Below are 20,650 nucleotides of genomic sequence, written 5' to 3' on the forward strand. Positions count from 1 at the left end.
CCCCGGTAGGTTGCGCCCCATGACCGAGTGGGACATCAAGAAGCTCCAGATCCTCCGCACCCTCCGCGACCGCGGCACCGTCACCGCCACGGCGGAGGCGCTGCTCATGACCCCCTCGGCCGTCTCCCAGCAGCTCACCAACCTCGCCAAACAGCTCGGCGTCCCGCTCCTGGAGGCGCACGGGCGCCGGGTCCGGCTCACCGACGCCGCGCATCTCGTGCTCCGCCACGCCGAGGCCGTCTTCGCCCAGCTGGAGCGCGCCGACGCCGAACTCGACGGCTATCTCCGCGGCGAGGCGGGGCAGGTGCGGGTGGCCGCGTTCTCCACGGCCGTGCCCGCCCTCGTCGTCCCCGCCGTACAGCACCTCGGGACCGCCCACCCCGGACTCGACATCCGCGTCCGCGAGGCCGAGGCGGCGGAGGCGTACGAACTGCTCACCGCCGGCGACGTCGACCTGGCGCTCTCGCTCGCCGCCCACGCCCCCTCCGCGCGCGACCCCAAGTACAGCCGCGTCCCACTCCTCGCCGACCCGCTCGACGTGGCCCTGCCCGCCGGGCATCCGCTCGCCGACGCGCCCGGGCTGCGGCTCGCCGACCTCTCCGCCGAGCCCTGGATCTTCGGCGGCTCCGGCCCCTGGTCCGAGATCACCACCGCCGCGTGCGAGGCCGCCGGGTTCGTGCCCGAGCAGGCCCACAGCGCCGCCGGCTGGACCGCCATCCTCGCCATGGTCGAGGCCGGGATGGGCGTCGCCCTGGTGCCGCGCATGGCCTCCGCCGAGCGCCGTGGCGAGCGCGGGATCGTCATGCGGGTCCTCTCCGCCGACCAGCCGCGCCGCCATGTCGTCGCGGCCGTACGGCGCGGGGCCGAGGAGGGCGCCGCCGTGGCCCGGGTGCTCGCCGCGCTCCGGCAGGCGGCCGTCCAGCGCGAGACCGTCCAGTAGTGCCATCGCGCGGATCATTCAGCTCAGCTGAAAGTATCTGTCGAAAACATTCGATGGACCGGGTCGCGGCCCAGGCCGCACAGTCGTTCCATGAGCCTCGACGAGAACGCCGCGACCGCCGACCCGCACGCCAACGACGCCGCCCCGTACTCCGGCGGCGACCCGTATGCCGACTACCGCACCGGTGACTTCTCGTTCACCGAACTGGTCGACCTGGCCGACCGCCGCCTCGGCGCCGGTGTCGTCGCCGCCAACGACGAGTTCTTCGCCGAGCGCGAGAACCTCCTCGTCCGCGAGCGCGCCGTCTTCGACCCGGAGCACTTCGGCCACAAGGGCAAGATCATGGACGGCTGGGAGACCCGCCGACGCCGCGGCGCCGACGCCGAGAACGTCTTCCCCGCCCCCGAGGACCACGACTGGGCGATCGTCCGCCTCGGCGCGCCCGGCGTGATCCGCGGCATCGTCGTCGACACCGCCCACTTCCGCGGCAACTACCCGCAGCGCGTCTCGGTCCAGGCCACCGCCGCCGAAGGGTCGCCCAGCCCCGAGCAGCTGCTCGCCGACGACGTGAAGTGGGAGGAGCTCGTCCCGCCCACCCCCGTCCGCGGCCACGCCGCCAACGGCTTCGAGATCGACGCCGAGCGCCGCTTCACCCACGTACGGATCTGCCAGCACCCCGACGGCGGCATCGCGCGCCTGCGCGTCCACGGCGAGGTCGTGCCGGACCCCGAGTGGCTGGAGCTGCTCGGCACCCTCGACCTGATCGCCGTGCTCAACGGCGGGGTGTACGAGGACGCGTCGGACAAGTTCTACTCGTCGCCGACGCAGATCATCCTGCCCGGCACCTCCCGCAAGATGGACGACGGCTGGGAGAACCGCCGCCGCCGGGTCCGCGGCACCAACGACTGGGTCCGCTTCCGGCTCGCCGCGCAGGGAGCCGTACGCGCCGTCGAGATCGACACCGCGTACCTCAAGGGCAACTCGGCCGGCTGGATCGCGCTCCAGGGGCGCAACGGCGAGAACGGCGAGTGGTTCGAGATCATCCCGCGGACCCGGCTGCAGCCCGACACCCTGCACCGCTTCAAGCTCCCCGCCCAGGCCGTGGTCACCCACGTCCGCCTCGACGCCTTCCCCGACGGGGGCGTCGCCCGGATGCGCCTCCACGGCGCGCTCACGGAGCAGGGCGCGGCCGACCTGCGGGCCCGCTACGCGGCGCTCGGAGGCTGACGAGCCTCCGCCCGGCGGGCGGCCGCGCGCCGACGCCCGCCCGCCGAGCGGACCCAAACGGACGAAGGGGCACCTCCGTGGGGGAGGGTGCCCCTTCGTCTTGCCGGCCGTCAGCCGTCAGCCGTCAACCGTCAGGCGCCGTGCGTCCGCGGTCACGCGGCGGCCGCGTCCGCCGCCTGCGCCTTCAGGGCGCGCTCCACGCCCGCGCGGCACTCCGTCACCAGGCGACGCAGCGCCGGCGCCGGGTCGTTCGCCTCGATCCAGGCGTCCGTGGCGTCCAGCGTCTCCTGCGAGACCTGGATCGCCGGGTAGAGCCCGACCACGATCTGCTGGATCATCTCGTGGCTGCGGGTCTCCGAGACGCCCTTGATCGAGGCGAAGTACTTCGCCGTGTACGGGGCGAGCAGCTCACGCTGGTCGGTCTGCACGAAGCCGCCGATCACCGACTCCTGCACGGCGTTCGCCAGCTTGTCGGACTCCACGACCGACGCCCAGGCCTCCGCCTTCGCCGCCTCGGTCGGACGGGCCGACCGCGCGGTCGCCGCGTGCCGCTCGCCCGCCGCCGTGCGGTCCCGCTCCAGCTCGGCCGCGATCTCCGGCTCGTCGAAGACGCCGGTCGCCGCGAGCCGCTGCACGAACGCCCAGCGCAGCTCCGTGTCGACCGCGAGGCCTTCGATCGTCTCGCCGCCCTCCAGCAGCGCCGCGAGCAGGTCCAGCTGCTGCGGCGTGCGGGCCGTCGCGGCGAAGGCCCGCGCCCACGCCAGCTGGTGGTCGCTCGCCGGCTCCGCCGCGCGCAGGTGCGCCAGCGTCGCGTCCGTCCACCGGGCCAGCCCGGCGTCGCGCCACTCCGGCGCCGCGTACAGCTCCAGGGCAGCCTTCACCTGGCCCTGGAGCGACTGCACCACACCGATGTCGCTCTCCTTGGCGATGCCGGAGAGGACCAGGTCCAGATAGGCGCGCGTCGGCAGCTCGCCGTCGCGCGTCATGTCCCAGGCCGACGCCCAGCACAGCGCGCGCGGCAGCGACTCGGCGAAGTCACCGAGGTGCGCGGTCACGTTCTGCAGCGACACCTCGTCGAGGCGGACCTTCGCGTACGACAGGTCGTCGTCGTTGAGCAGCACGACCGCCGGACGCTGCTTGCCCGCGAACTGCGGTACGGCCGTCAGCTCGGCCGCCTCGATGTCCAGCTCCAGGCGGTCGGAGCGGACCAGCTTGCCGGCCGCGTCCAGGTCGTAGAAGCCGATCGCGATCCGGTGCGGACGCAGCGTCGACTCGCCCTTGGCGCCCGCGGGCAGCGCCGGAGCCTCCTGCCGGACGGCGAACGAGGTGATGACGCCGCTCTCGTCGGTCTCGATCTCCGGGCGGAGGATGTTGATGCCGGCCGTCTCCAGCCACAGCTTCGACCAGACCTTCAGGTCACGGCCGGAGGTCTCCTCCAGCGCGCCCAGCAGGTCGGTCAGACGCGTGTTGCCGAAGGCGTGCGCCTTGAAGTACGCCTGCACACCCTTGAAGAACTCGTCCTGGCCGACGTACGCCACCAGCTGCTTGAGGACCGAGGCGCCCTTGGCGTAGGTGATGCCGTCGAAGTTGACCAGCACGTCCTCGAGATCGTTGATCTCGGCCATGATCGGGTGCGTGGACGGCAGCTGGTCCTGGCGGTACGCCCAGGTCTTCTCCGCGTTGGCGAACGTCGTCCAGGCGTTCGGCCAGCGGGTGCCCTCCACGGACGCCTGGCAGGCGACCGAGGTGAAGGTCGCGAACGACTCGTTCAGCCACAGGTCGTTCCACCACTCCATGGTGACCAGGTCGCCGAACCACATGTGCGCCAGCTCGTGCAGGATCGTCTCGGCCCGGCGCTCGTACGCCGCGTCCGTCACCTTCGAGCGGAAGACGTACTGGTCGCGGATGGTCACCGCGCCCGCGTTCTCCATCGCGCCCGCGTTGAACTCCGGCACGAAGAGCTGGTCGTACTTGGCGAAGGGGTAGTCGTACGCGAACTTCTCCTGGAACCAGTCGAAGCCCTGGCGCGTGACGTCGAAGATGTGGTCCGCGTCGAGGAACTCGGCCAGCGACGGACGGCAGTAGATGCCGAGCGGAACGGTCTGGCCGTCCTTCTCGTACGAGGAGTGCACCGAGTGGTACGGCCCGACGATCAGCGCGGTGATGTACGTCGAGATCCGGGGGGTGGGCTCGAAGACCCACACGTCGTCCTTGGGCTCCGGCGTCGGCGAGTTGGAGATCACCGTCCAGCCGCTGGGCGCCTTCACGGTGAACTGGAAGGTCGCCTTCAGGTCCGGCTGCTCGAAGGAGGCGAAGACGCGCCGGGCGTCCGGCACCTCGAACTGGGTGTACAGGTAGGCCTGCTCGTCGACCGGGTCGACGAACCGGTGCAGACCCTCGCCCGTGTTGGTGTACGCGCAGTCCGCGACGACCTTGAGTTCGTTACGGCCCTGGAGCAGATGGGCCAGGGCGATCCGCGAGTCCCGGAAGACGGCGGCGACGTCGAGCGCGTGGCCGTTGAGGACGACCTCGTGCACGGCGGGGGCGACGAGGTCGATGAAGGTCTCCGCGCCGGCCTCGGCGGAATCGAAGCGGACGGTGGTGACGGACCGGTAGGTGCCGCCCTCCTGCGCACCGGAGAGGTCGAGGTCGACCTCGTACGCGTCCACGGTCAGCAGCTTCGCCCGCTGCTGCGCCTCTTCACGGGTCAGGTTTGTGCCAGGCACCCGGTCAACTCCTCGGTTTCGTGATGTTTGGCTCATCCTTCCACGCCGTACCTCAGCGCCGCATCGCACATCTCCACGGTCCGTCGCCGCTGATCCGGAGCAGTCCCGGACCGGTCACGGGCGCGCTGACACGGACCTCGCCGATCGCGTCGACGAGGAGCTCCTGGTCCTCCGCGTCGTACTCGGGCTCGCGCGCGGGGGTGTGCCGGTGGACGGTGACGTTCGACTCGCCGTGGTGGGAGAAGTCGAGGACACCGGGCGGCCCGTCGTAGACGACGAGGTCGTGGGCGTGGCCCTCGATATGGCTGTCGAAGCGGCGGGCGTGGGCGAGCGGGAGGACGCGCAGGGTCCAGGGGGTGTCCGCGTCGACCCGCAGTGTCAGCGGCCGGTCCGGTGGGACGACGGCGACGGTACGGGCGCGGACGTCGTCCTCGTAGGCCATGAGCAGGAAGTCCTCGACGCGGCCGTGGGCGTCGCAGGACTCGATGGTGGTGGAGATCGAGTGGTACGACTCGATCTCCAGGAGCGCCCAGCAGCCGGGCGGAAGGGCGGGGTCGCAGCGCACGGTCTCCTTGCCGCGCCCCTGGTGGACGGAGGGCCGGAAGGTCACCGAGAAGGGATCGGCCACCGCACGCGCGGTGACCGCGGGCGCGGGCGCCCCGTACCCCTGGTGACGGACGGGCACGGGCGGCGGGATGTAGCCCGGGCCCGGGATCGGGGCCGGCGGGGCCTCGACCACGATGCCGAAGTCCGTCGCGAGCCCGGCCAGACCGGAGCCGTACCCCTGCCCCACCGCGCGGAACCGCCACCCGCCCTCCCGCCGGTGGAAGACCCCGAGGACGAACGCCGTCTCGGTCGTCGCCTCCCCGGCCACGACATACGCGACGGGCGCGCACGAGAGGTCCGTGACCCGCATGTCCAGGCCCCGCACCTGCCCGAAGGAGCCGCCGTCCACCGAGGCGGCGACCAGCACGCGGTCCACCCCCGGCTCCACCCGCGCGAGGTTCAGCCACAGCCAGTCCGCGGCCGCGCTGCCCGGGGCGCCCGGAGCCGACTTCCCCAGATGCCGTACCGCGCCGGAGGGGTGCGCGGTGTGGTTGTAGAAGACGAGGTCCGAATCCCCCCGCACCCGTCCGCCGCCGTCGAGCAGCAGCGCGGAGACGTCCACCTCGGGCGCGCCGGGGACGGTCTGCCAGGTGACCGCGACCTGGAGGGCCTGGGCGGGCACCGGGAGGTCGGCACCCATGGGCAGCTGGGTCATGGTCGGATCCTGTCACCCGGAGGCCCGGCTTCGAACGCGTTGTCCGAATTCCGCCGGACCGTGACCACGGGACGACGGGGTCGGACCGCGCGGGAGGCCGACGAAAGGGGGCGGCCGCCCTCCCGGACGGCCGCCCCCTTTCCCGTACGGAACGGCGTCAGCCCTTCAGCTCCGCCGCGACCAGCTCCGCGATCTGCACCGCGTTGAGCGCGGCGCCCTTGCGCAGGTTGTCGTTGGAGAGGAAGAGCGCGAGCCCGTTGTCGACCGTCTCGTCCACCCGGATGCGGCCCACGTACGAGGCGTCCTTGCCGGCCGCCTGGAGCGGGGTCGGGATCTCGGAGAGCTCGACGCCCTCGGCGTCCCCGAGCAGCTCGTAGGCGCGCTCGACGCTGATCGGACGCTCGAAGCGGACGTTGACCTGCAGCGAGTGGCCGGAGAAGACGGGGACGCGCACGCAGGTGCCGGAGACCTTCAGCCCGGGGATCTCCAGGATCTTGCGGGACTCGTTGCGGAGCTTCTGCTCCTCGTCGGTCTCGAACGTGCCGTCGTCGACGATCGAGCCGGCCAGCGGGACCACGTTGAAGGCGATCGGACGCTTGTAGACGGCGGGCTCGGGGAATTCCACGGCCCCGCCGTCGAACGCCAGCTGGTCGGCGGTCTCCGCGACCGCGCACGCCTGGGTGCGCAGCTCGGCGACGCCCGCGACGCCCGAGCCGGAGACGGCCTGGTAGGTCGTGGCGACCAGCGCGGTCAGGCCGGCCTCCTGGTGGAGCGGCTTGAGGACCGGCATCGCGGCCATCGTGGTGCAGTTCGGGTTGGCGATGATGCCCTTGGGGCGGTCCTTGATCGCGTGCGGGTTGACCTCGGAGACCACCAGCGGGACCTCGGGGTCGCGGCGCCAGGCGGAGGAGTTGTCGATCACGACGGCGCCCTGGGAGGCGACCTTCTCGGCGAGCGCCTTGGAGGTCGCGCCGCCGGCGGAGAACAGGACGATGTCCAGGCCGGTGTAGTCGGCGGTGGAGGCGTCCTCGACCGTGACCCCGTCGACGACGGTGCCGGCGGAGCGGGCGGAGGCGAAGAGCCGCAGCTCGTCGACAGGGAACTTCCGCTCGGCCAGGATGCTGCGCATGACTGTGCCGACCTGACCGGTGGCTCCGACGATTCCGACCTTCACGGGGACTCCTCCGTACGTTTGTGCAGGCTGCTGCCGTCCATGATGCGTATGTCCCGGCCCGCCTTGTCCAATCCATTGTCCGAGGATCGGGACGGCAACGGCGACCGAGGCCGGGACGTGGGCGGAGACGGGGAAGGGGCGGGCACCGGTTCCGGTGCCCGCCCCTCACTCGTACAGCGGTGTTACGGGATGACCTTGCCGATCACGACGCTGCCGGCGCCCGCGGCGGTGCCGCGCGCGTTCAGCAGCTGGACCTCGCCGAAGAACTGCCGGCCCTCGGGCGCGGCACCGGCGACCAGCACCTCGGCGGCGACCTTGGCGGTCGCGCCGTTGGCCAGCGGGTAGCTCTTGGCCGCGTCGACCTGGACGCTGCCGAGCGCGGCCGAGTAGTACACGTCCTTGTAGTCGAAGGTCGTACCGCCCTCGGCCTGGACCGAGTAGCCGTCGATCACGACGGTGTACGTGCCGGCGGCCGGCTTGACGAGCGAGACGGCCTCCTCCGAGTCGCCGTCGGCGGCCTGGCCCACCTGGACGCCGTCGCGCAGGACCGTGAGGTCCAGGTCGGCGGCCTTGTCCGAGGTGTTGCCGATCGCCACGTCCAGCCGCTCGACGCCCTCACCGATGGTGACGGTCTTGATCTGCTGCTCGTGGTGCTTGATCGTCGGCGTCTCGACCTTGGCCGAGCCCAGCGAGCCGCCCTTCAGCTTGCCGTCGATGCCGGCGAAGGTGTTGGTGACGGTCCACTCGACGGCGGCCGGCGTGCCGACCTTCGCCTCGGGAACGGTCTGGACGGCCGGGTCGAAGTCGGCGCCCAGCACCGAGACGTCCAGCTTGTACGGGTTGTCCAGGTCGGGCGAGGTGCGGCGCGCCTCGACCTCGATCTCCCAGACGCCCGGCGTCGGGTTGGCGTACGAACGCAGGTCCGCACGGCAGCCGTTGCCCGGGTTGTAGTGCGGGTAGCACACGTTGGACGCGGTGGACTCGAAGGCCACGCCGTACGGGTGGATCGAGATGAACCGGGTCTGGCTCTTCTCCTTCAGACCGCCGAGAGCGACCTCGAGGGTCTTGGCGCCCTCCGGCACGGTGATGAAGTACGACTTGTGGCTGTTGCGCTGGACGGAGCCCGACGCGGAGAAGCCGTAGCCGGGAGCGGCCAGGTCGCTCGCGACGACCGAGGTGGCGAGGATCTGCTTGTCCACGCCCTCGGTGCGGTCGTCGTCCGCCTCCAGGATCACGCTGTGCACACCGGCCGAGGCCGGCTTGGCCTGGATCTTGACGGTGACCGGCTTGTTCAGCGGCAGGTCGACCTCGTCGTCGCCGAGGATCCGGAAGGTGCCGTCGTTGTTCTTCAGCTCCAGCTCGTGCTCGATGGGCCGGTTGGGGCCGGTCGTGCGCGTGATGGTGACGTCGTAGACCTTCTTCTGGCCGACCTTGAGGCCACCCTCACGGTCGTACACACCGGTGCCGGTGTGCGGGGCCGGGAAGATCGCGGTGTCGACCGGAGCCTCGACCTTGTACTCGTGCGCCGTGGCGCCGTCCTTGATCGACTCCCAGGCGTCGTTGATGTCGATCAGACCCGAGCCCTGCTCGTGGGCCGCGACACCGGAGATCCGGTCGGCGGTCGAGGTGAGCGCGGTGCGCAGGGTGAGCGGCGAGAGCTCGATGCGCTTCTGCTTCGCGGCGGAGAGCAGCAGCGCGCTCGCGCCCGCGACCTGCGGGGAGGACATCGAGGTGCCGTTGAGCATCCCGTAGCCGGCGGGCAGCGCGTAGCCGGACTCGGGCACGCCGGAGCCGGCCTGCCACGTCGGGATGGTGTTCACGGCCGAGCCCGGACCGGTGATGGTCGGGGTGAAGCCGCCGTCCTCACGCGGACCGCGCGAGGAGAAGGGGAACATCGCGTACGACTTGGTGACGGCCGAGCCGTAGTTGGCGGCCCAGGTCGACTTGGAGATCGCCGCGCCGACCGAGATGACCTTGTCGGCCAGGCCGGGGTCGCCGATCGTGTTGATGCCCGGACCGGAGTTGCCGGCCGAGATCACCAGCTGCACGCCGTACTGGTCGATCAGACGGGTGTAGAGGCGGGCGCGGACGTTGTCGCCGTCGTTCTGCGCGGGCAGGCCGCCGATCGACATGTTGACGATGTCGACGCCACGGTTGACGACGAGGTCCGTCATGCCCTCGGTGAGGGCGGTGTTGGTGCAGCCGCCGGTCCAGGTGCACGCGCGCGAGGAGACGATCTTCGCGCCGGGCGCCGCGCCGTTCATCCGGCCGCCGAAGAGGCCCTTGGCGGCGGTGATGCCGGCGACGTGCGTGCCGTGGGAGGACTCGACGACGCCGATGTTGACGAAGTCGGCCTTCTTGCCGACCCAGGTCCCGCCGAGCGGGTCCATCGCCACGTCCTTGCGGATCTCGACGACGAACGGCGTCTTCTCGACGACCTCGGTGGCCGGGTTGTCGGTACCGAAGTAGCCGACCTGGTACCCGTCCTTGTACGGCTTCATCGGCGCGTTGTCCGTGAAGTCGTTGTTCTGGTCGGTGTCGACGCGGACGGTGCCGGCGGCCGGGTCGTACAGCATGCCGAAGAGGTCGGCCGTGTCGCCGTCGCGGTTGATGTCACCGGCCGGGTCGCCGCCCGCGGTGATCGCCTCGTTGAAGCGGCTGAACTGGTAGGAGCCCTCGGGCGCCTTCCAGGACTGCGAGGAGGCGGAGAAGACGGGGCCCGCGACCGGGGTGATCTGGGCACGCCAGGTGGCGTCGCCCTCGGTCAGCGGGTCGGTGGCGGTGACCCAGTCGACGATCTTGCGCTCGCCGGTGGTGGTCTTCTGCAGCGCCGGGTGACCGAGGTCGACGCCGGAGTCGAGGATGCCGATGGTCACGCCGCGGCCGTCGGCCCGGGGGTTGTCCTCGACGAATTCGACCGCGCCCGTCTCGTGGGACGGGTTGTACGGGTTCTTCGCCGGGGTGCTCTTGCCCGGGGCCGGGTACGTCTGCGTGACGGTCGTGCCCTCGACGGCGCCGGTGGTGCCCGAGTCCGGGGTCGGGTCGTCCAGCTTGATCTCGGCCTGGAGGTCGATCGACTGGACGGAGGAGAGCTTGGTGGCCGCCGCGATGGCGGCCTCCGCCTTCGCGGTCGGCAGGGTGGCGCGGACGTAGCCGAGCTTGTCGTTCTGCTTGCCGACCGAGGCGCCCTGGACGGCGTCGAGCTGGCCGGCGACCTGCTCGGTGGAGCCGGGGGCGGTGGCGACGAGGATCGTGACGTTCTTCTCGCCGGCGGCCTCGGCCTCGGTGAGGCGCTGGGCGTCCGTCGGGCCGAGCTTGTCGGCGGAGTCGGCGGACTTGACCGGAGGGGTGGTCGCCGGGTCTTCGGCGGCCAGGACCGGAGCGGCACCGGCCGCGATGAGCGCGGTCACGAGTCCGGCGGCCGCCGCGATGCGGGCGGCCCGTCTGTGTCCGGGGGTCGAGCGCCCGGGTATGGAGCTCTGAGATTCGGGGGTGGTCATTTACATCCCTGATTGTGAAAGAAGAGGGTCCGGATTTCGGTACCGGATGACCGCTCAGCCTTTCGCAAGTGACAGGGGTTTGTGGAGAGTTGTCAGGTGGCGGGATGTGCTGATGGCGGACATCCGCCACCGCGCGGCGTGCGCCATCGGGAATGAATCGTCCTCAAGCGGGGCGAGTTGGCCGCTTGGTTAGTTTTCCTTTGTACGAGCGTAGTGGCGCGAGGCCTTGGCCCGGTTGCCGCAGACCGCCATCGAGCACCAGCGCCGGGTGCCGTTCCGCGAGGTGTCGAAGAAGTGCAGGATGCACGCCTCGTGGGCGCAGGACCGGATCCGGTCCGGTGCGGTGCGCAGCAGGTCGAGGTAGTCGCGGGCCGCCGTCCAGCCCGGACCCCAGGCCGCGTCCGCGAACTCCGGCAGCTCGCCGGGACCCTCGGGGGTGAGCGTGGCGCGGATGCGGCCGTGGCCGAGCACGGCGTCGACACGGGCGGTCGCGGCGGGGTCGCCGGGGCGGTCGACGAGGCCGGCGAGGGCGTCACGGGCGGCGAGGGTGTGGCGCAGGGTCGTCGTGTCGGCGGTGAAGCGCCCGTCGAGTCCGTTGGCGCGGAGCCAGAGGGCCAGCCCCTCGGTGTCCGTGAGCAGGTCCTGGCGTGCGCCGTCCAGCATCCAGCGGGTGTTGAGCAGGTCGAGGGAGACGGGTTCGCCGACCAGGGGGCGCGGGTCGGAAACGGTCATGGCGGACACCCTCCTCGTAGAACTAACCCCTCAAGGTTACGTGACTGGTTGCACGGTCGCTCTCTAACCTCTAATGTCTATCTCAGAGGTTAGTACTCGCCATGTCGAGAGGGGAACCGCCATGTCGGCGATCGGAACGCTGGTCACCAACCACATCGGGCTCAACGTCACGGACCTGGAGCGCTCGCTCGACTTCTACGGGAACGTGCTGGGCTTCGAGGTGCTCGGCGAGGGCAAGGAGGACGGGCGGCGGTACGCGTTCCTCGGCCAGGGGGGCAAGCTCGTCGTCACGCTCTGGCAGCAGGCGGAGGGCGGGTACGACTCCGGCCGCGCGGGCCTGCACCACCTCGCCTTCGAGGCCGAGTCGATCGAGCGGGTCAAGGCGGCCGAGGCGGCCCTGAAGGAGCGGGGCACCGAGTTCGCCTACGAGGGCGTGGTCCCCCACTCCGAGGGCGGCTCCTCGGGCGGCATCTTCTTCCACGACCCGGACGGCACCCGCCTGGAGATCTTCGCCCCCACGGGCGCGGAAGGCGCCGAGGCCCCCACGGAGGGTGCCCCCACCTGCGGCTTCTTCTAGCAGACGCCACCCGTTGTGCCCATCCGTCCCGCAGGGCGGAGCGGGTGGGCACAACGCCACGGACGCGCTGCCCGCGCCGAGGGCCCGCACCCCGGCCCCCGGCCCGGGCCCCGCACAGGAAAGGCTCACGCCATGGACCCGTACAACGCAGGCTCCCGCGCCGTCCAGGAAAGAACCGGCGTCCGCGACATCGCCGCCCACGTCGGCCGCTCCATAGGAACCGGCATCCGCCCCGTCGCCGCCGCCTTCCTCGAACTCCAGCCCATGCTCGTACTTGCCGCGGCGGACGCCGACGGGCAGCTCTGGAGCACCCTCCTCACCGGCGCCCCCGGCTTCGCCAGGGCGACCGGCCCGCACACGATCTCGGTGGCCGCCCCGCCCCCCGCCCCCGGCCCCACCCCCGTCGGCACGATCGCCCTCGACCCCCGCACCCGCCGCCGTATGCGGCTCAACGGCGTCGCCCGCCCCAGCCCGCGCGGCTTCACCGTCGAGGCGGAGCAGGTCTTCTCCAACTGCCCGAAGTACCTCCAGAAGCGCGAGCTGTACGCGCACGAGCACACCACCCCGCCCGGCGACCCGCTCCACGGCACCGCGCTCACCGCCGCCCAGGAGCGGTTCGTACGAACAGCCGACACCTTCTTCATCGCGACCACCGCCCCCGACGGCGTGGACGCGAGCCACCGCGGCGGCAACCCCGGCTTCGTCCGGGTCGACGGGCCCACCGAGCTGAGCTGGCGGGACTATCCCGGCAACGCCATGTTCCTGACCCTGGGCAACCTGGAGTCCGACGACCGCGCCGGGCTGCTCTTCGTCGACTGGCGGACCGGCACCACGCTCCAGCTCTCCGGCACGGCCCACACCGACTACGGCCCCGACGACGTCCGCGTCACCCGGTTCCACGTCCGGCGGACCGTCGAGATCCCGTCCGCGAGCCCGTTGCGCTGGTCGGAGCCGGAGTACTCGCCCGCCAACCCGCCCCTTCCCCAGGACCCCGCATGACCACAGCCGCCCCCGCCCGGCCCCGTCCCCGGGTCGTGGCCCTGGCGACCGCCGTCAGCGTCACCGCCCTGCTCGCGCTGGTCGCCCTCGGCACCGTGCTCCACCAGCCCCTGCTGATCCCGCCCCTGGCGGCCAGCATGGCGCTGGTGGCCGGCGCCCCAGACCTGCCGCTCGCCCAGCCCCGCTCGGTCGTCGGCGGCCAGCTCCTCTCCGCGCTCACCGGCTTCGCCGTCCTCCTCGTCACCGGCCCCACCCTCTGGGGCGCCGCCCTCGCCGGCGGTCTCGCGCTCGGCGTCATGATGGCCGCCCGCACCCCGCACTCGCCCGCCGCCGCAACGGCGGTGATCGTCACCCTCCAGAATCCGCCGTTCTGGACCTTCCTCGCGCTGCTCGCCCTCGCGAGCCTCCTGCTCGTGGCCGTCGGGCTCGCGGGCGCCCGGACGACCGGGCGGACATACCCCGTGTACTGGTTCTAACCTCGGCTCATGAAGCAGGAGTTGAGGGTGGCGGCCTACGCCGTGTGTGTCCGTGACGACGAGATACTCCTCGCCCGCTGGGTGAACAGCGTCGGTGAGCGGCGGTGGACCCTGCCGGGCGGCGGGATGGACCACGGCGAGGAACCGGTCGACACCGTCGTCCGCGAGGTCGAGGAGGAGACGGGATACCTCACCGAGCCGGTCGCCCTCCTCGGGATCGACTCCATCCGACGCGGCTGGATCCGCCGGTTCGCCGGGCCCGGCGACTTCCACGGCCTGCGGATCATCTACGAGAGCCGGATCACCGGAGGCTCCCTGCGCAACGAGACGGGCGGCTCCACCGACCTCGCCGCCTGGCATCCGCTCGCCGCCGTCCAGGACCTCAAGCGCGTCGAACTCGTCGACATCGGGCTGCAGTTGTGGCGCGACCGGCCGCCCGTCGGCCGCTCCAGCCTCGCCGATCCCGCGAACGGCTGAATTCCGCTCAACCATCGCGGCCCGCTCAACCGCCCCGCCCGCCGCCGGGTCCCCTCCCGTGACCGCAGGACGTCACACGACACCAGGGGGAACCCGCATGACATCCGTACGCGCCGCCCGCACCGTCCTCGCCGCCACCGCCGTGGCCGCCCTCACGGCCGGAGCGCTCGCCGCGCCCGCCGTCGCGGCCACCGCGCCGAAGAAGCCGGACCACTCCGCCACCCAGCGGGCCCTCGACACGGCCGTCGAAGAGGGTGTGCCGGGCGCCGTCGCCCAGGCCCGGACCGGTCGAAGCTCGTGGACCGGGACCGCGGGCGAACGCGGGGGCCAGGACCGCTACCGGGTCGGCTCCATCACCAAGACCTTCGTGGCGACCGTCCTCCTCCAGCTCCAGGCCGAGGGACGGCTCGACCTCGACGACCCCGTCGAGAAGTGGCTGCCGGGCGTGGTCCGCGGCAACGGCCACGACGGCCGCACGGTCACCGTCCGCCAGCTTCTCAACCACACCAGCGGCATCTACGACGTCACCTCCGACGCCGGTTTCCAGCAGAAGGTCTTCGGCCCGGACTTCCTGAAGAACCGCTACGACACCTGGACCCCCGAGCAGCTCGTCGCGGTCGCGATGACCCACGCACCGGACTTCGCCCCCGGCACCGGCTGGAGCTACTCCAACACCAACTACGTCCTCGCGGGCATGGTGATCGAGAAGGCGACCGGCCGCCCGTACGGCAAGGAGGTCCAGCGGCGGATCATCAAGCCGCTGAAGCTGCGCGCCACCAGCGTGCCCGGCACGACCGTGACGATGCCGGAGCCGAGTTCACGGGCGTACTCGAAGCTCTCGCGGGACCCGAACGCGACGACGGTGCACGACGTCACGGAGCTGAACCCGTCCCTCGCCCACGCGGCGGGCGAGATGATCTCCGACTCCAACGATCTGCAGACCTTCTACCGGGCCCTGCTCAAGGGGAAGTTGCTGCCGAGGGCCGAGATGCGCGAGATGACGCGCGCCGTGCCGGTCGGCGCCGAGGCGCCGGAGCTCTCCTACGGCCTCGGGCTGATGCGGGCGAAGCTGAGCTGCGGCAAGGAGGTGTGGGGCCACGGCGGCGGCATCCACGGCTCCTCCTCGCAGGCCGTCGCCACCCGCGACGGCGGTCACTCGCTCGCCATGAACTTCAACGCCGACTGGGCGGGGGACAGCCAGACCGTCGTCGAGGCCGAGTTCTGCGGCCGGGACTGACACCTCACCGGGGTAGGACGACGACGTACGCGGCGGGCTGCCGGTCCGCCGCGGCCATCAGGGCCGTACGGACCACGGTGGCCTGCTGGTCCATCGCCTCGCGCAGCTTGCGCGGGGTGATGTGGACGACCGTGATGCCGAGCCGCTCCAGGTGCTCGCGCTTTCGGGTGTACTCCGGCCAGAGCGCGTCGTCGTCCTGCCGGGGCGCCCGGGTGTCCAGCTCCACCGCCACCGCCTGGTCCGGCCAGTACGCGTCCAGACCGCCGAGGTGCGGACCGCCCGGCAGCCGCAGATCCACGTTCCACAGCGGGTCGGGCAGGGCGAACTCCCGCACCATCTCGTAGAGCCGCTCCTCGGCGATGCTCCGGCCCTCCGCGAGCAGCGAGTCGACGGCGTCCACCACGTGCGGCCGGTTGAGCAGCCGCGCCCGGTTCAACTCCCGTACCACCGCTCCGGGTTCGCAGTGTCCGTCGCGCACGGCCTCGGTGAGCAGCCGGCGCACCACGCCCGCTTCGGTCAGACCGGACACCGCGTCGGCGAGCGCGCGGGCGACCGGCGCGACGGGCACCCCGGCGATGCGCAGCGGCACGGGCGGCTCCTGGGCGCGCACCACCCGCACCCAGCCGGTGGAGCGCAGTCTGCGCGTACGGGGGACCAGCACGTCGATCCGGTCCACTCCGGTCAGCGGGGGAGCGGAGGAGAACCGGTGCAGGGCGAGCGCGGCGAGACCGGTGATCATCGCCCCGGGGCCCCGGCCGGCCGGTACCGCGCCGGGGCGGGCGGCGTGGAGCAGTGCGGCCCGCAGCCGGTCCTCGCCGGTGGGCTGCCCGGGGCCGAGCAGGAAGACGCCGGGCAGGATCTGCTGCCACGCGCCGCCCGGGCGGCAGTGCGCGGCGATGTCGGCACCTGACAGCCCCCGCTCGCGCAACTGGGCCGTGGACGCGAGGCGTTGGCGCCCGTCGGCCCGTGAGGGGAGGGGGAGGGGCCGGGGGGTGATGGGGGTGTTGTGGTTCATGCCGGGGGTCTTCCGCTCCCCGGCCTCCCGCTAACCGCTGTTACACGCGCGTCGCCAAACCGGGACATCCTCGTCCTAAAGTACGCACGTTCGACTGCCGACAATGCCCGGCAGCCGCCGCCCGTACACGCCGGAGCGCGACGCCCGGACGAGGGCGCCGCGCTCCGAGGGTTGTGCGGGCTACAGGCCGCCGTCGCACGCCTGCGCGCGCAGCGCGCGCGCCAGGTCGTCGCGGCCCTCCAGGACCAGGCGGCGCAGGGCCGGCGCGGCCGACTCGTGCGCGGCGAGCCACGCGTCCGTCGAGGCCAGGGCCTCCTCGCCGTGGAGCGCGGGGAACAGCCCCTTGACCACGTCCATGCCGATCTGGATCGAACGGTCCGCCCACACCCGCTCGATGACGGCGAAGTACTTCTCCGCGTACGGCGCGATCAGTTCACGCTGCGACGGCTGGACGAAGCCCGCGATGGTCGCCTCCACCAGCGCGTTCGACAGCGCGTCCGACTCGACGACCTGCGCCCAGGCCTGCGCCTTGACCGCCGCCGACGGCCTGGCCGCCAGACAGCGGACCTGGTGGCGCTTGCCGGTCGCCGTGTCGTCGAGGGCCAGCTCCTCGGCGATCCGGGCCTCGTCCGCCCGGCCGTGCGCGGCGAGCGGCTCCAGGAACGACCAGCGCAGCTCCTGGTCGACGTCCAGACCGTCGATCTTGGCCGTGCCGTCGAGCAGACCCTCCAGGAGCTGGAAGTCCGCGTCCGAGGCGGCGGACGCCGCGAAGAACCGCGCCCAGGTCAGCTGGTGCTCACTGCCCGCCGCGGCGAGCCGCAGCTCCCGCAGCCCGCCCTCGGCGAGCAGCCGGCCGCCCTCGGCGCGCCACTCGGGCGCCGCGAAGTTCGTGACCGCCGAGCGCGCCCAGGCGTGCACCATCTGGAGGACGCCGATGTCCGTCTCACGGCCCGCGAAGCCGAGGGCGACCGCCACGAAGTCCCGGGCCGGCATCAGACCGTCCCGCGTCAGGTTCCACAGCGCCGACCAGCACAGCGCCCGTGCCAGCGGGTCCGTGATGTCGCCCAGGTGCGCCCGCAGCGTCGCGAGCGAGCCCTCGTCGAAGCGGACCTTGCAGTACGTGAGGTCGTCGTCGTTGACCAGGACCAGGTCCGGCCGCTCCGCGCCCGCGAGCTCGGCCACGACCGTCCGCGCGCCGACGACGTCGGCCTCGGCCCGCGCGTACCGTACGAGCTCGCCCTCCGCCGAGAGCCGGTACAGACCGACGGCCGCCCGGTGCGGGCGCCCCGCCGACGGAGTCGGCTGATCGAGCACAGCGTCCCCGGCCTGGACGACGGCCAGCTCGGTGATCCGGCCCTCCGCGTCGTACGTCACCTCCGGCGTCAGCGTGTTGACGCCCGAGGTCTGGAGCCAGGAGCGCGACCACGCCTTCATGTCGCGCCCGGAGGTCTCCTCCAGTACGGACAGCAGATCCGTCAGGCGCGTGTTCCCGTACGCGTGGCGCTTGAAGTAGCGCCGCGCGCCCTCCAGGAACGCGTCCCGGCCCGCGTACGCCACGAGCTGCTTGAGCACGGAGGCGCCCTTGGCGTACGTGATGCCGTCGAAGTTCAGCTTGGCGTCCTCCAGGTCACGGATGTCGGCCGTGATCGGGTGGGTGGACGGCAGCTGGTCGGCGCGGTACGCCCAGGACTTGCGGTTGTTGGCGAAGGTCACCCAGCTGTTGGTGAACCGGGTCGCCTCGGCCAGCGAGAAGGAGCCCATGAAGTCGGCGAAGGACTCCTTCAGCCACAGGTCGTCCCACCACACCATGGTGACCAGGTCGCCGAACCACATGTGCGCCATCTCGTGCAGGATGACGTTCGCCCTGCGCTCGTACGCGGCCTGGGTGACCTTGCCCCGGTAGATGTACTCCTCGCGGAAGGTCACCATGCCCGGGTTCTCCATCGCGCCGAGGTTGTACTCGGGGACGAAGGCCTGGTCGTACTTCCCGAAGGGGTACGGGTAGTCGAAGTTGTCGTGGAAGAAGTCGAACCCCTGCTTGGTGATCAGGAAGACGTCGTCCGCGTCGAAGTGCCGGGCGAGCCCCTTGCGGCACATCGCGCCGAGGGGGATCTCCAGCTCGGACCCGTCGGCCAGCGTGCGCCGGTAGGTGTCCGTCACGTAGTGGTACGGCCCGGCGACGACACAGGTGATGTACGTCGAGATCGGCGCCGTCTCAGCGAAGCGCCACACGCCCTCCGCGTCCCGCTCCCCGGCGCCGTTGCTCCACACCGTCCAGCCCTCGGGCGCGGTCACCGAGAAGAGGTGCGGGGCCTTCAGGTCGGGCTGCTCGAAGGTGGCGTACACCCGGCGGGCGTCGGCCGGCTCGTACTGCGTGTAGAGGTAGACCTCGCCGTCCTCGGGGTCGACGAAGCGGTGCATGCCCTCGCCCGTCCGGCTGTAGGCGCACCGGGCGTCGACCACGAGCACGTTCTCGTCGGCCAGGCCGTCCAGGGCGATCCGCGCACCGTCGAAGACGGCGGCCGGGTCGAGCGCGCGGCCGTTCAGCTCGACCGAGGTGACGGCGGGCGCGATCAGGTCGACGAAGGTGGCCGTGCCCGTACCCGTACGACGGAACCGGATGGTCGTCACCGAGCGGAAGGTGCGGACCTCCTCGCCGGACTCCCCGACCGCCGAGCGCAGGTCCAGGGCGACCTCGTACCCGTCGACGGACAACAGCGCGGCCCGCTCGCGGGCCTCGTCGCGGGACAGATTCTCTCCGGGCACGGTCACTCCTTCGTGGCTCGTTCGAAACAGCACCGATCCTCCCATGTGGAGCTGACACGCGACACGTGGGAATGCCCTCACCGACCGGGGGCGTTCCTCCTGCGGCGCATAGACATCCGTCCCTGAGGAGTGACATGTCCGAGAGCAGGACCACCGCCGACTTCTGGTTCGACCCGCTGTGCCCCTGGGCCTGGATGACCTCCCGCTGGATGCTGGAGGTGGAGAAGGTCCGTCCGGTCGACGTCCGGTGGAAGGTGATGAGCCTGGCCGTCCTCAACGAGGACAAGCTGGACGAGCTTCCGGCCGAGTACCGCGACATGCTGGAGACCAAGGCCTGGGGCCCGGTGCGCGTGGTCATAGCGGCCCAGCAGCAGCACGGCGACGAGGTCGTCGGCAAGCTCTACACCGCGCTCGGCACCCGCTTCCACAACAACGGCGAGGGCCCGACGCGCGAGGCGATCACGGCGGCCCTCGCGGACGTCGGTCTGCCGGCCGGCCTCGCGGACTACGCCGACAAGGACACGTACGACGCGGAGCTGCGCGCCTCCCACAAGGAGGGCATCGAGAAGGTCGGCCAGGACGTCGGCACGCCGGTCATCTCCGTCCCGGGCGCGGACGGCGACGAGGTCGCCTTCTTCGGCCCGGTCGTCACCCCGACCCCGCGCGGCGAGGCGGCGGCCCGGCTCTGGGACGGCACGCTGCTCGTGGCGGCGACGCCCGGCTTCTACGAGATCAAGCGCACGCGGACGGCGGCGCCGAGCTTCGAGTAGGACGGCCGTCGGCGGGCCCCCGCGGTTCACGTCACCGCGGGGGCCCGCCCTTCTTCCGCCTGCCCGGTGAAGGTTGAGAAGACGATCACGAGCAGGACGTTCCTCAGATGCCGATGAGCGGCGTGCGCCCCTTGGCGTCCGTGTAGCGCTTCTGCACGTCCTGCCAGTTGACGACCTGCCACATGGCCTCGATGAAGTCCACCTTCTGGTTCTTGTACTGCAGGTAGAAGGCGTGCTCCCAGGCGTCGAAGACGAGGACCGGGACCGAGCCCTGGCCGACGTTCCCCTGGTGGTCGTAGACCTGCTCGACGATCAGCCGGCCGCTGATCGGCTCGTACGCGAGGACACCCCAGCCGGAGCCCTGGGTGGTCGCGGAGGCCTTGGTCAGCTGGGCCTTGAACTTGGCGAAGGAGCCGAAGGACTCGGTGATCGCGTCGGCGAGGTCGCCCACGCCGTCGGCCGCGAGCGGCTCGCCGCCGCCCCCGTCCTTCGGGCTGTTCATGTTGTTCCAGTAGATCGAATGCAGGATGTGGCCGGAGAGGTGGAACGCGAGGTTCTTCTCCAGGCCGTTGATCGAGCCCCACTGCTCCTTGTCGCGCGCCTCTTCCAGCTGCTCAAGGGTGTCGTTGGCGCCCTTGACGTACGCGGCGTGGTGCTTGTCGTGGTGCAGCTCGATGATCTGGGGGTTGATCACCGGCTCCAGAGCCGCGTAGTCGTACGGCAGTTCCGGAAGGGTGTAGATCGCCATGTGCCGAGCCTCTCGCTGCTTCTGA

16 protein-coding genes are annotated in these 20,650 nt (G+C 71.7%); 8 read left to right on the top strand and 8 right to left on the bottom strand.

Annotation, left to right across the window (positions count from 1 at the left end):
• The first annotated feature begins 19 nt into the window (after positions 1 to 19).
• Entirely contained in the window at positions 20 to 940 is a 921-nt protein-coding gene (locus tag ACFVGW_RS12450; RefSeq protein ID WP_385851929.1) for a LysR family transcriptional regulator, read from the top strand.
• Between the two features lie 90 nt (positions 941 to 1,030).
• Positions 1,031 to 2,167 carry an allantoicase gene (gene alc, locus ACFVGW_RS12455; RefSeq protein WP_385851930.1) on the top strand — a complete coding sequence of 379 codons (1,137 nt, stop codon included), beginning with the start codon at positions 1,031 to 1,033 and terminating at the stop codon, positions 2,165 to 2,167.
• Positions 2,168 to 2,319: 152 nt separating this feature from the next.
• Here the strand turns inward: alc and pepN (ACFVGW_RS12460) are convergent, their stop codons facing one another.
• The 5 genes from pepN (ACFVGW_RS12460) to ACFVGW_RS12480 form a co-directional block, all read right to left on the bottom strand.
• On the bottom strand, positions 2,320 to 4,893 hold the full coding sequence (gene pepN, locus ACFVGW_RS12460) for an aminopeptidase N (protein WP_385851931.1): 2,574 nt from the start codon (positions 4,891 to 4,893) through the stop codon (positions 2,320 to 2,322).
• Positions 4,894 to 4,945: 52 nt separating this feature from the next.
• A complete protein-coding gene (locus tag ACFVGW_RS12465) occupies positions 4,946 to 6,154 on the bottom strand; it encodes a TerD family protein (RefSeq protein ID WP_385851932.1) in 1,209 nt (402 codons plus the stop codon).
• Positions 6,155 to 6,311: 157 nt separating this feature from the next.
• Positions 6,312 to 7,328 (bottom strand): aspartate-semialdehyde dehydrogenase, encoded by a 1,017-nt coding sequence (locus ACFVGW_RS12470; RefSeq protein WP_385851933.1) that lies wholly within the window; start codon positions 7,326 to 7,328, stop codon positions 6,312 to 6,314.
• Positions 7,329 to 7,510: 182 nt separating this feature from the next.
• The gene (locus ACFVGW_RS12475) at positions 7,511 to 10,828 is read right to left on the bottom strand and encodes a S8 family serine peptidase (RefSeq protein WP_385851934.1); all 3,318 of its coding nucleotides are present in this window, start codon (positions 10,826 to 10,828) and stop codon (positions 7,511 to 7,513) included.
• A gap of 189 nt (positions 10,829 to 11,017) precedes the next feature.
• Complete coding sequence (locus ACFVGW_RS12480; RefSeq protein ID WP_385851935.1) at positions 11,018 to 11,560, bottom strand: CGNR zinc finger domain-containing protein; 543 nt, start codon at positions 11,558 to 11,560, stop codon at positions 11,018 to 11,020.
• Positions 11,561 to 11,681: 121 nt separating this feature from the next.
• Between ACFVGW_RS12480 and ACFVGW_RS12485 the strand changes: the two genes are divergently transcribed.
• The 5 genes from ACFVGW_RS12485 (at position 11,682) to ACFVGW_RS12505 (ending at position 15,326) form a co-directional block, all read left to right on the top strand.
• Positions 11,682 to 12,137 carry a VOC family protein gene (locus tag ACFVGW_RS12485; protein ID WP_352192394.1) on the top strand — a complete coding sequence of 152 codons (456 nt, stop codon included), beginning with the start codon at positions 11,682 to 11,684 and terminating at the stop codon, positions 12,135 to 12,137.
• 132 nt (positions 12,138 to 12,269) lie between these two features.
• On the top strand, positions 12,270 to 13,136 hold the full coding sequence (locus tag ACFVGW_RS12490) for a pyridoxamine 5'-phosphate oxidase family protein (RefSeq protein WP_385851936.1): 867 nt from the start codon (positions 12,270 to 12,272) through the stop codon (positions 13,134 to 13,136).
• Positions 13,133 to 13,612, top strand: a complete 480-nt coding sequence (locus ACFVGW_RS12495; protein ID WP_385851937.1) for an HPP family protein — start codon at positions 13,133 to 13,135, stop codon at positions 13,610 to 13,612. Before ACFVGW_RS12490 ends, ACFVGW_RS12495 begins: the two co-directional genes overlap by 4 nt.
• Positions 13,613 to 13,621: 9 nt before the next feature.
• Complete coding sequence (locus ACFVGW_RS12500; protein WP_383228623.1) at positions 13,622 to 14,089, top strand: NUDIX hydrolase; 468 nt, start codon at positions 13,622 to 13,624, stop codon at positions 14,087 to 14,089.
• A gap of 97 nt (positions 14,090 to 14,186) precedes the next feature.
• Positions 14,187 to 15,326, top strand: coding sequence for a serine hydrolase domain-containing protein (locus tag ACFVGW_RS12505; RefSeq protein ID WP_385851938.1), 1,140 nt, complete (start codon positions 14,187 to 14,189; stop codon positions 15,324 to 15,326).
• Positions 15,327 to 15,330: 4 nt separating this feature from the next.
• On the opposite strand, the gene ACFVGW_RS12510 is transcribed toward ACFVGW_RS12505, so the two are convergent.
• Positions 15,331 to 16,341, bottom strand: coding sequence for a hypothetical protein (locus ACFVGW_RS12510; protein WP_385851939.1), 1,011 nt, complete (start codon positions 16,339 to 16,341; stop codon positions 15,331 to 15,333).
• Positions 16,342 to 16,521: 180 nt separating this feature from the next.
• Positions 16,522 to 19,107, bottom strand: coding sequence for an aminopeptidase N (gene pepN, locus ACFVGW_RS12515; protein ID WP_383228620.1), 2,586 nt, complete (start codon positions 19,105 to 19,107; stop codon positions 16,522 to 16,524).
• 134 nt (positions 19,108 to 19,241) lie between these two features.
• Between pepN (ACFVGW_RS12515) and ACFVGW_RS12520 the strand changes: the two genes are divergently transcribed.
• Positions 19,242 to 19,877 (top strand): DsbA family protein, encoded by a 636-nt coding sequence (locus ACFVGW_RS12520; protein ID WP_385851940.1) that lies wholly within the window; start codon positions 19,242 to 19,244, stop codon positions 19,875 to 19,877.
• 103 nt (positions 19,878 to 19,980) lie between these two features.
• Here ACFVGW_RS12520 and ACFVGW_RS12525 read toward each other — a convergent pair whose 3' ends face one another.
• Positions 19,981 to 20,625 (bottom strand): superoxide dismutase, encoded by a 645-nt coding sequence (locus ACFVGW_RS12525; protein WP_361435054.1) that lies wholly within the window; start codon positions 20,623 to 20,625, stop codon positions 19,981 to 19,983.
• Positions 20,626 to 20,650 lie beyond the last annotated feature (25 nt).

This window comes from Streptomyces sp. NPDC127129 (assembly GCF_042671585.1).
In the GTDB taxonomy this organism is placed as follows: Bacteria; Actinomycetota; Actinomycetes; order Streptomycetales; family Streptomycetaceae; genus Streptomyces.

Bases quoted from the DNA above. Each gene is read 5' to 3' on its own strand.
- ACFVGW_RS12450 (WP_385851929.1), top strand. From the start codon at position 20: ATGACCGAGTGGGACATCAAGAAGCTCCAGATCCTCCGCACCCTCCGC.
- alc (WP_385851930.1), top strand. From the start codon at position 1,031: ATGAGCCTCGACGAGAACGCCGCGACCGCCGACCCGCACGCCAACGAC.
- ACFVGW_RS12465 (WP_385851932.1), bottom strand. From the start codon at position 6,154: ATGACCCAGCTGCCCATGGGTGCCGACCTCCCGGTGCCCGCCCAGGCC.
- ACFVGW_RS12475 (WP_385851934.1), bottom strand. From the start codon at position 10,828: ATGACCACCCCCGAATCTCAGAGCTCCATACCCGGGCGCTCGACCCCC.
- ACFVGW_RS12480 (WP_385851935.1), bottom strand. From the start codon at position 11,560: ATGACCGTTTCCGACCCGCGCCCCCTGGTCGGCGAACCCGTCTCCCTC.
- ACFVGW_RS12485 (WP_352192394.1), top strand. From the start codon at position 11,682: ATGTCGGCGATCGGAACGCTGGTCACCAACCACATCGGGCTCAACGTC.
- ACFVGW_RS12490 (WP_385851936.1), top strand. From the start codon at position 12,270: ATGGACCCGTACAACGCAGGCTCCCGCGCCGTCCAGGAAAGAACCGGC.
- ACFVGW_RS12495 (WP_385851937.1), top strand. From the start codon at position 13,133: ATGACCACAGCCGCCCCCGCCCGGCCCCGTCCCCGGGTCGTGGCCCTG.
- ACFVGW_RS12500 (WP_383228623.1), top strand. From the start codon at position 13,622: ATGAAGCAGGAGTTGAGGGTGGCGGCCTACGCCGTGTGTGTCCGTGAC.
- ACFVGW_RS12505 (WP_385851938.1), top strand. From the start codon at position 14,187: ATGACATCCGTACGCGCCGCCCGCACCGTCCTCGCCGCCACCGCCGTG.
- ACFVGW_RS12510 (WP_385851939.1), bottom strand. From the start codon at position 16,341: ATGAACCACAACACCCCCATCACCCCCCGGCCCCTCCCCCTCCCCTCA.
- ACFVGW_RS12520 (WP_385851940.1), top strand. From the start codon at position 19,242: ATGTCCGAGAGCAGGACCACCGCCGACTTCTGGTTCGACCCGCTGTGC.
- ACFVGW_RS12525 (WP_361435054.1), bottom strand. From the start codon at position 20,625: ATGGCGATCTACACCCTTCCGGAACTGCCGTACGACTACGCGGCTCTG.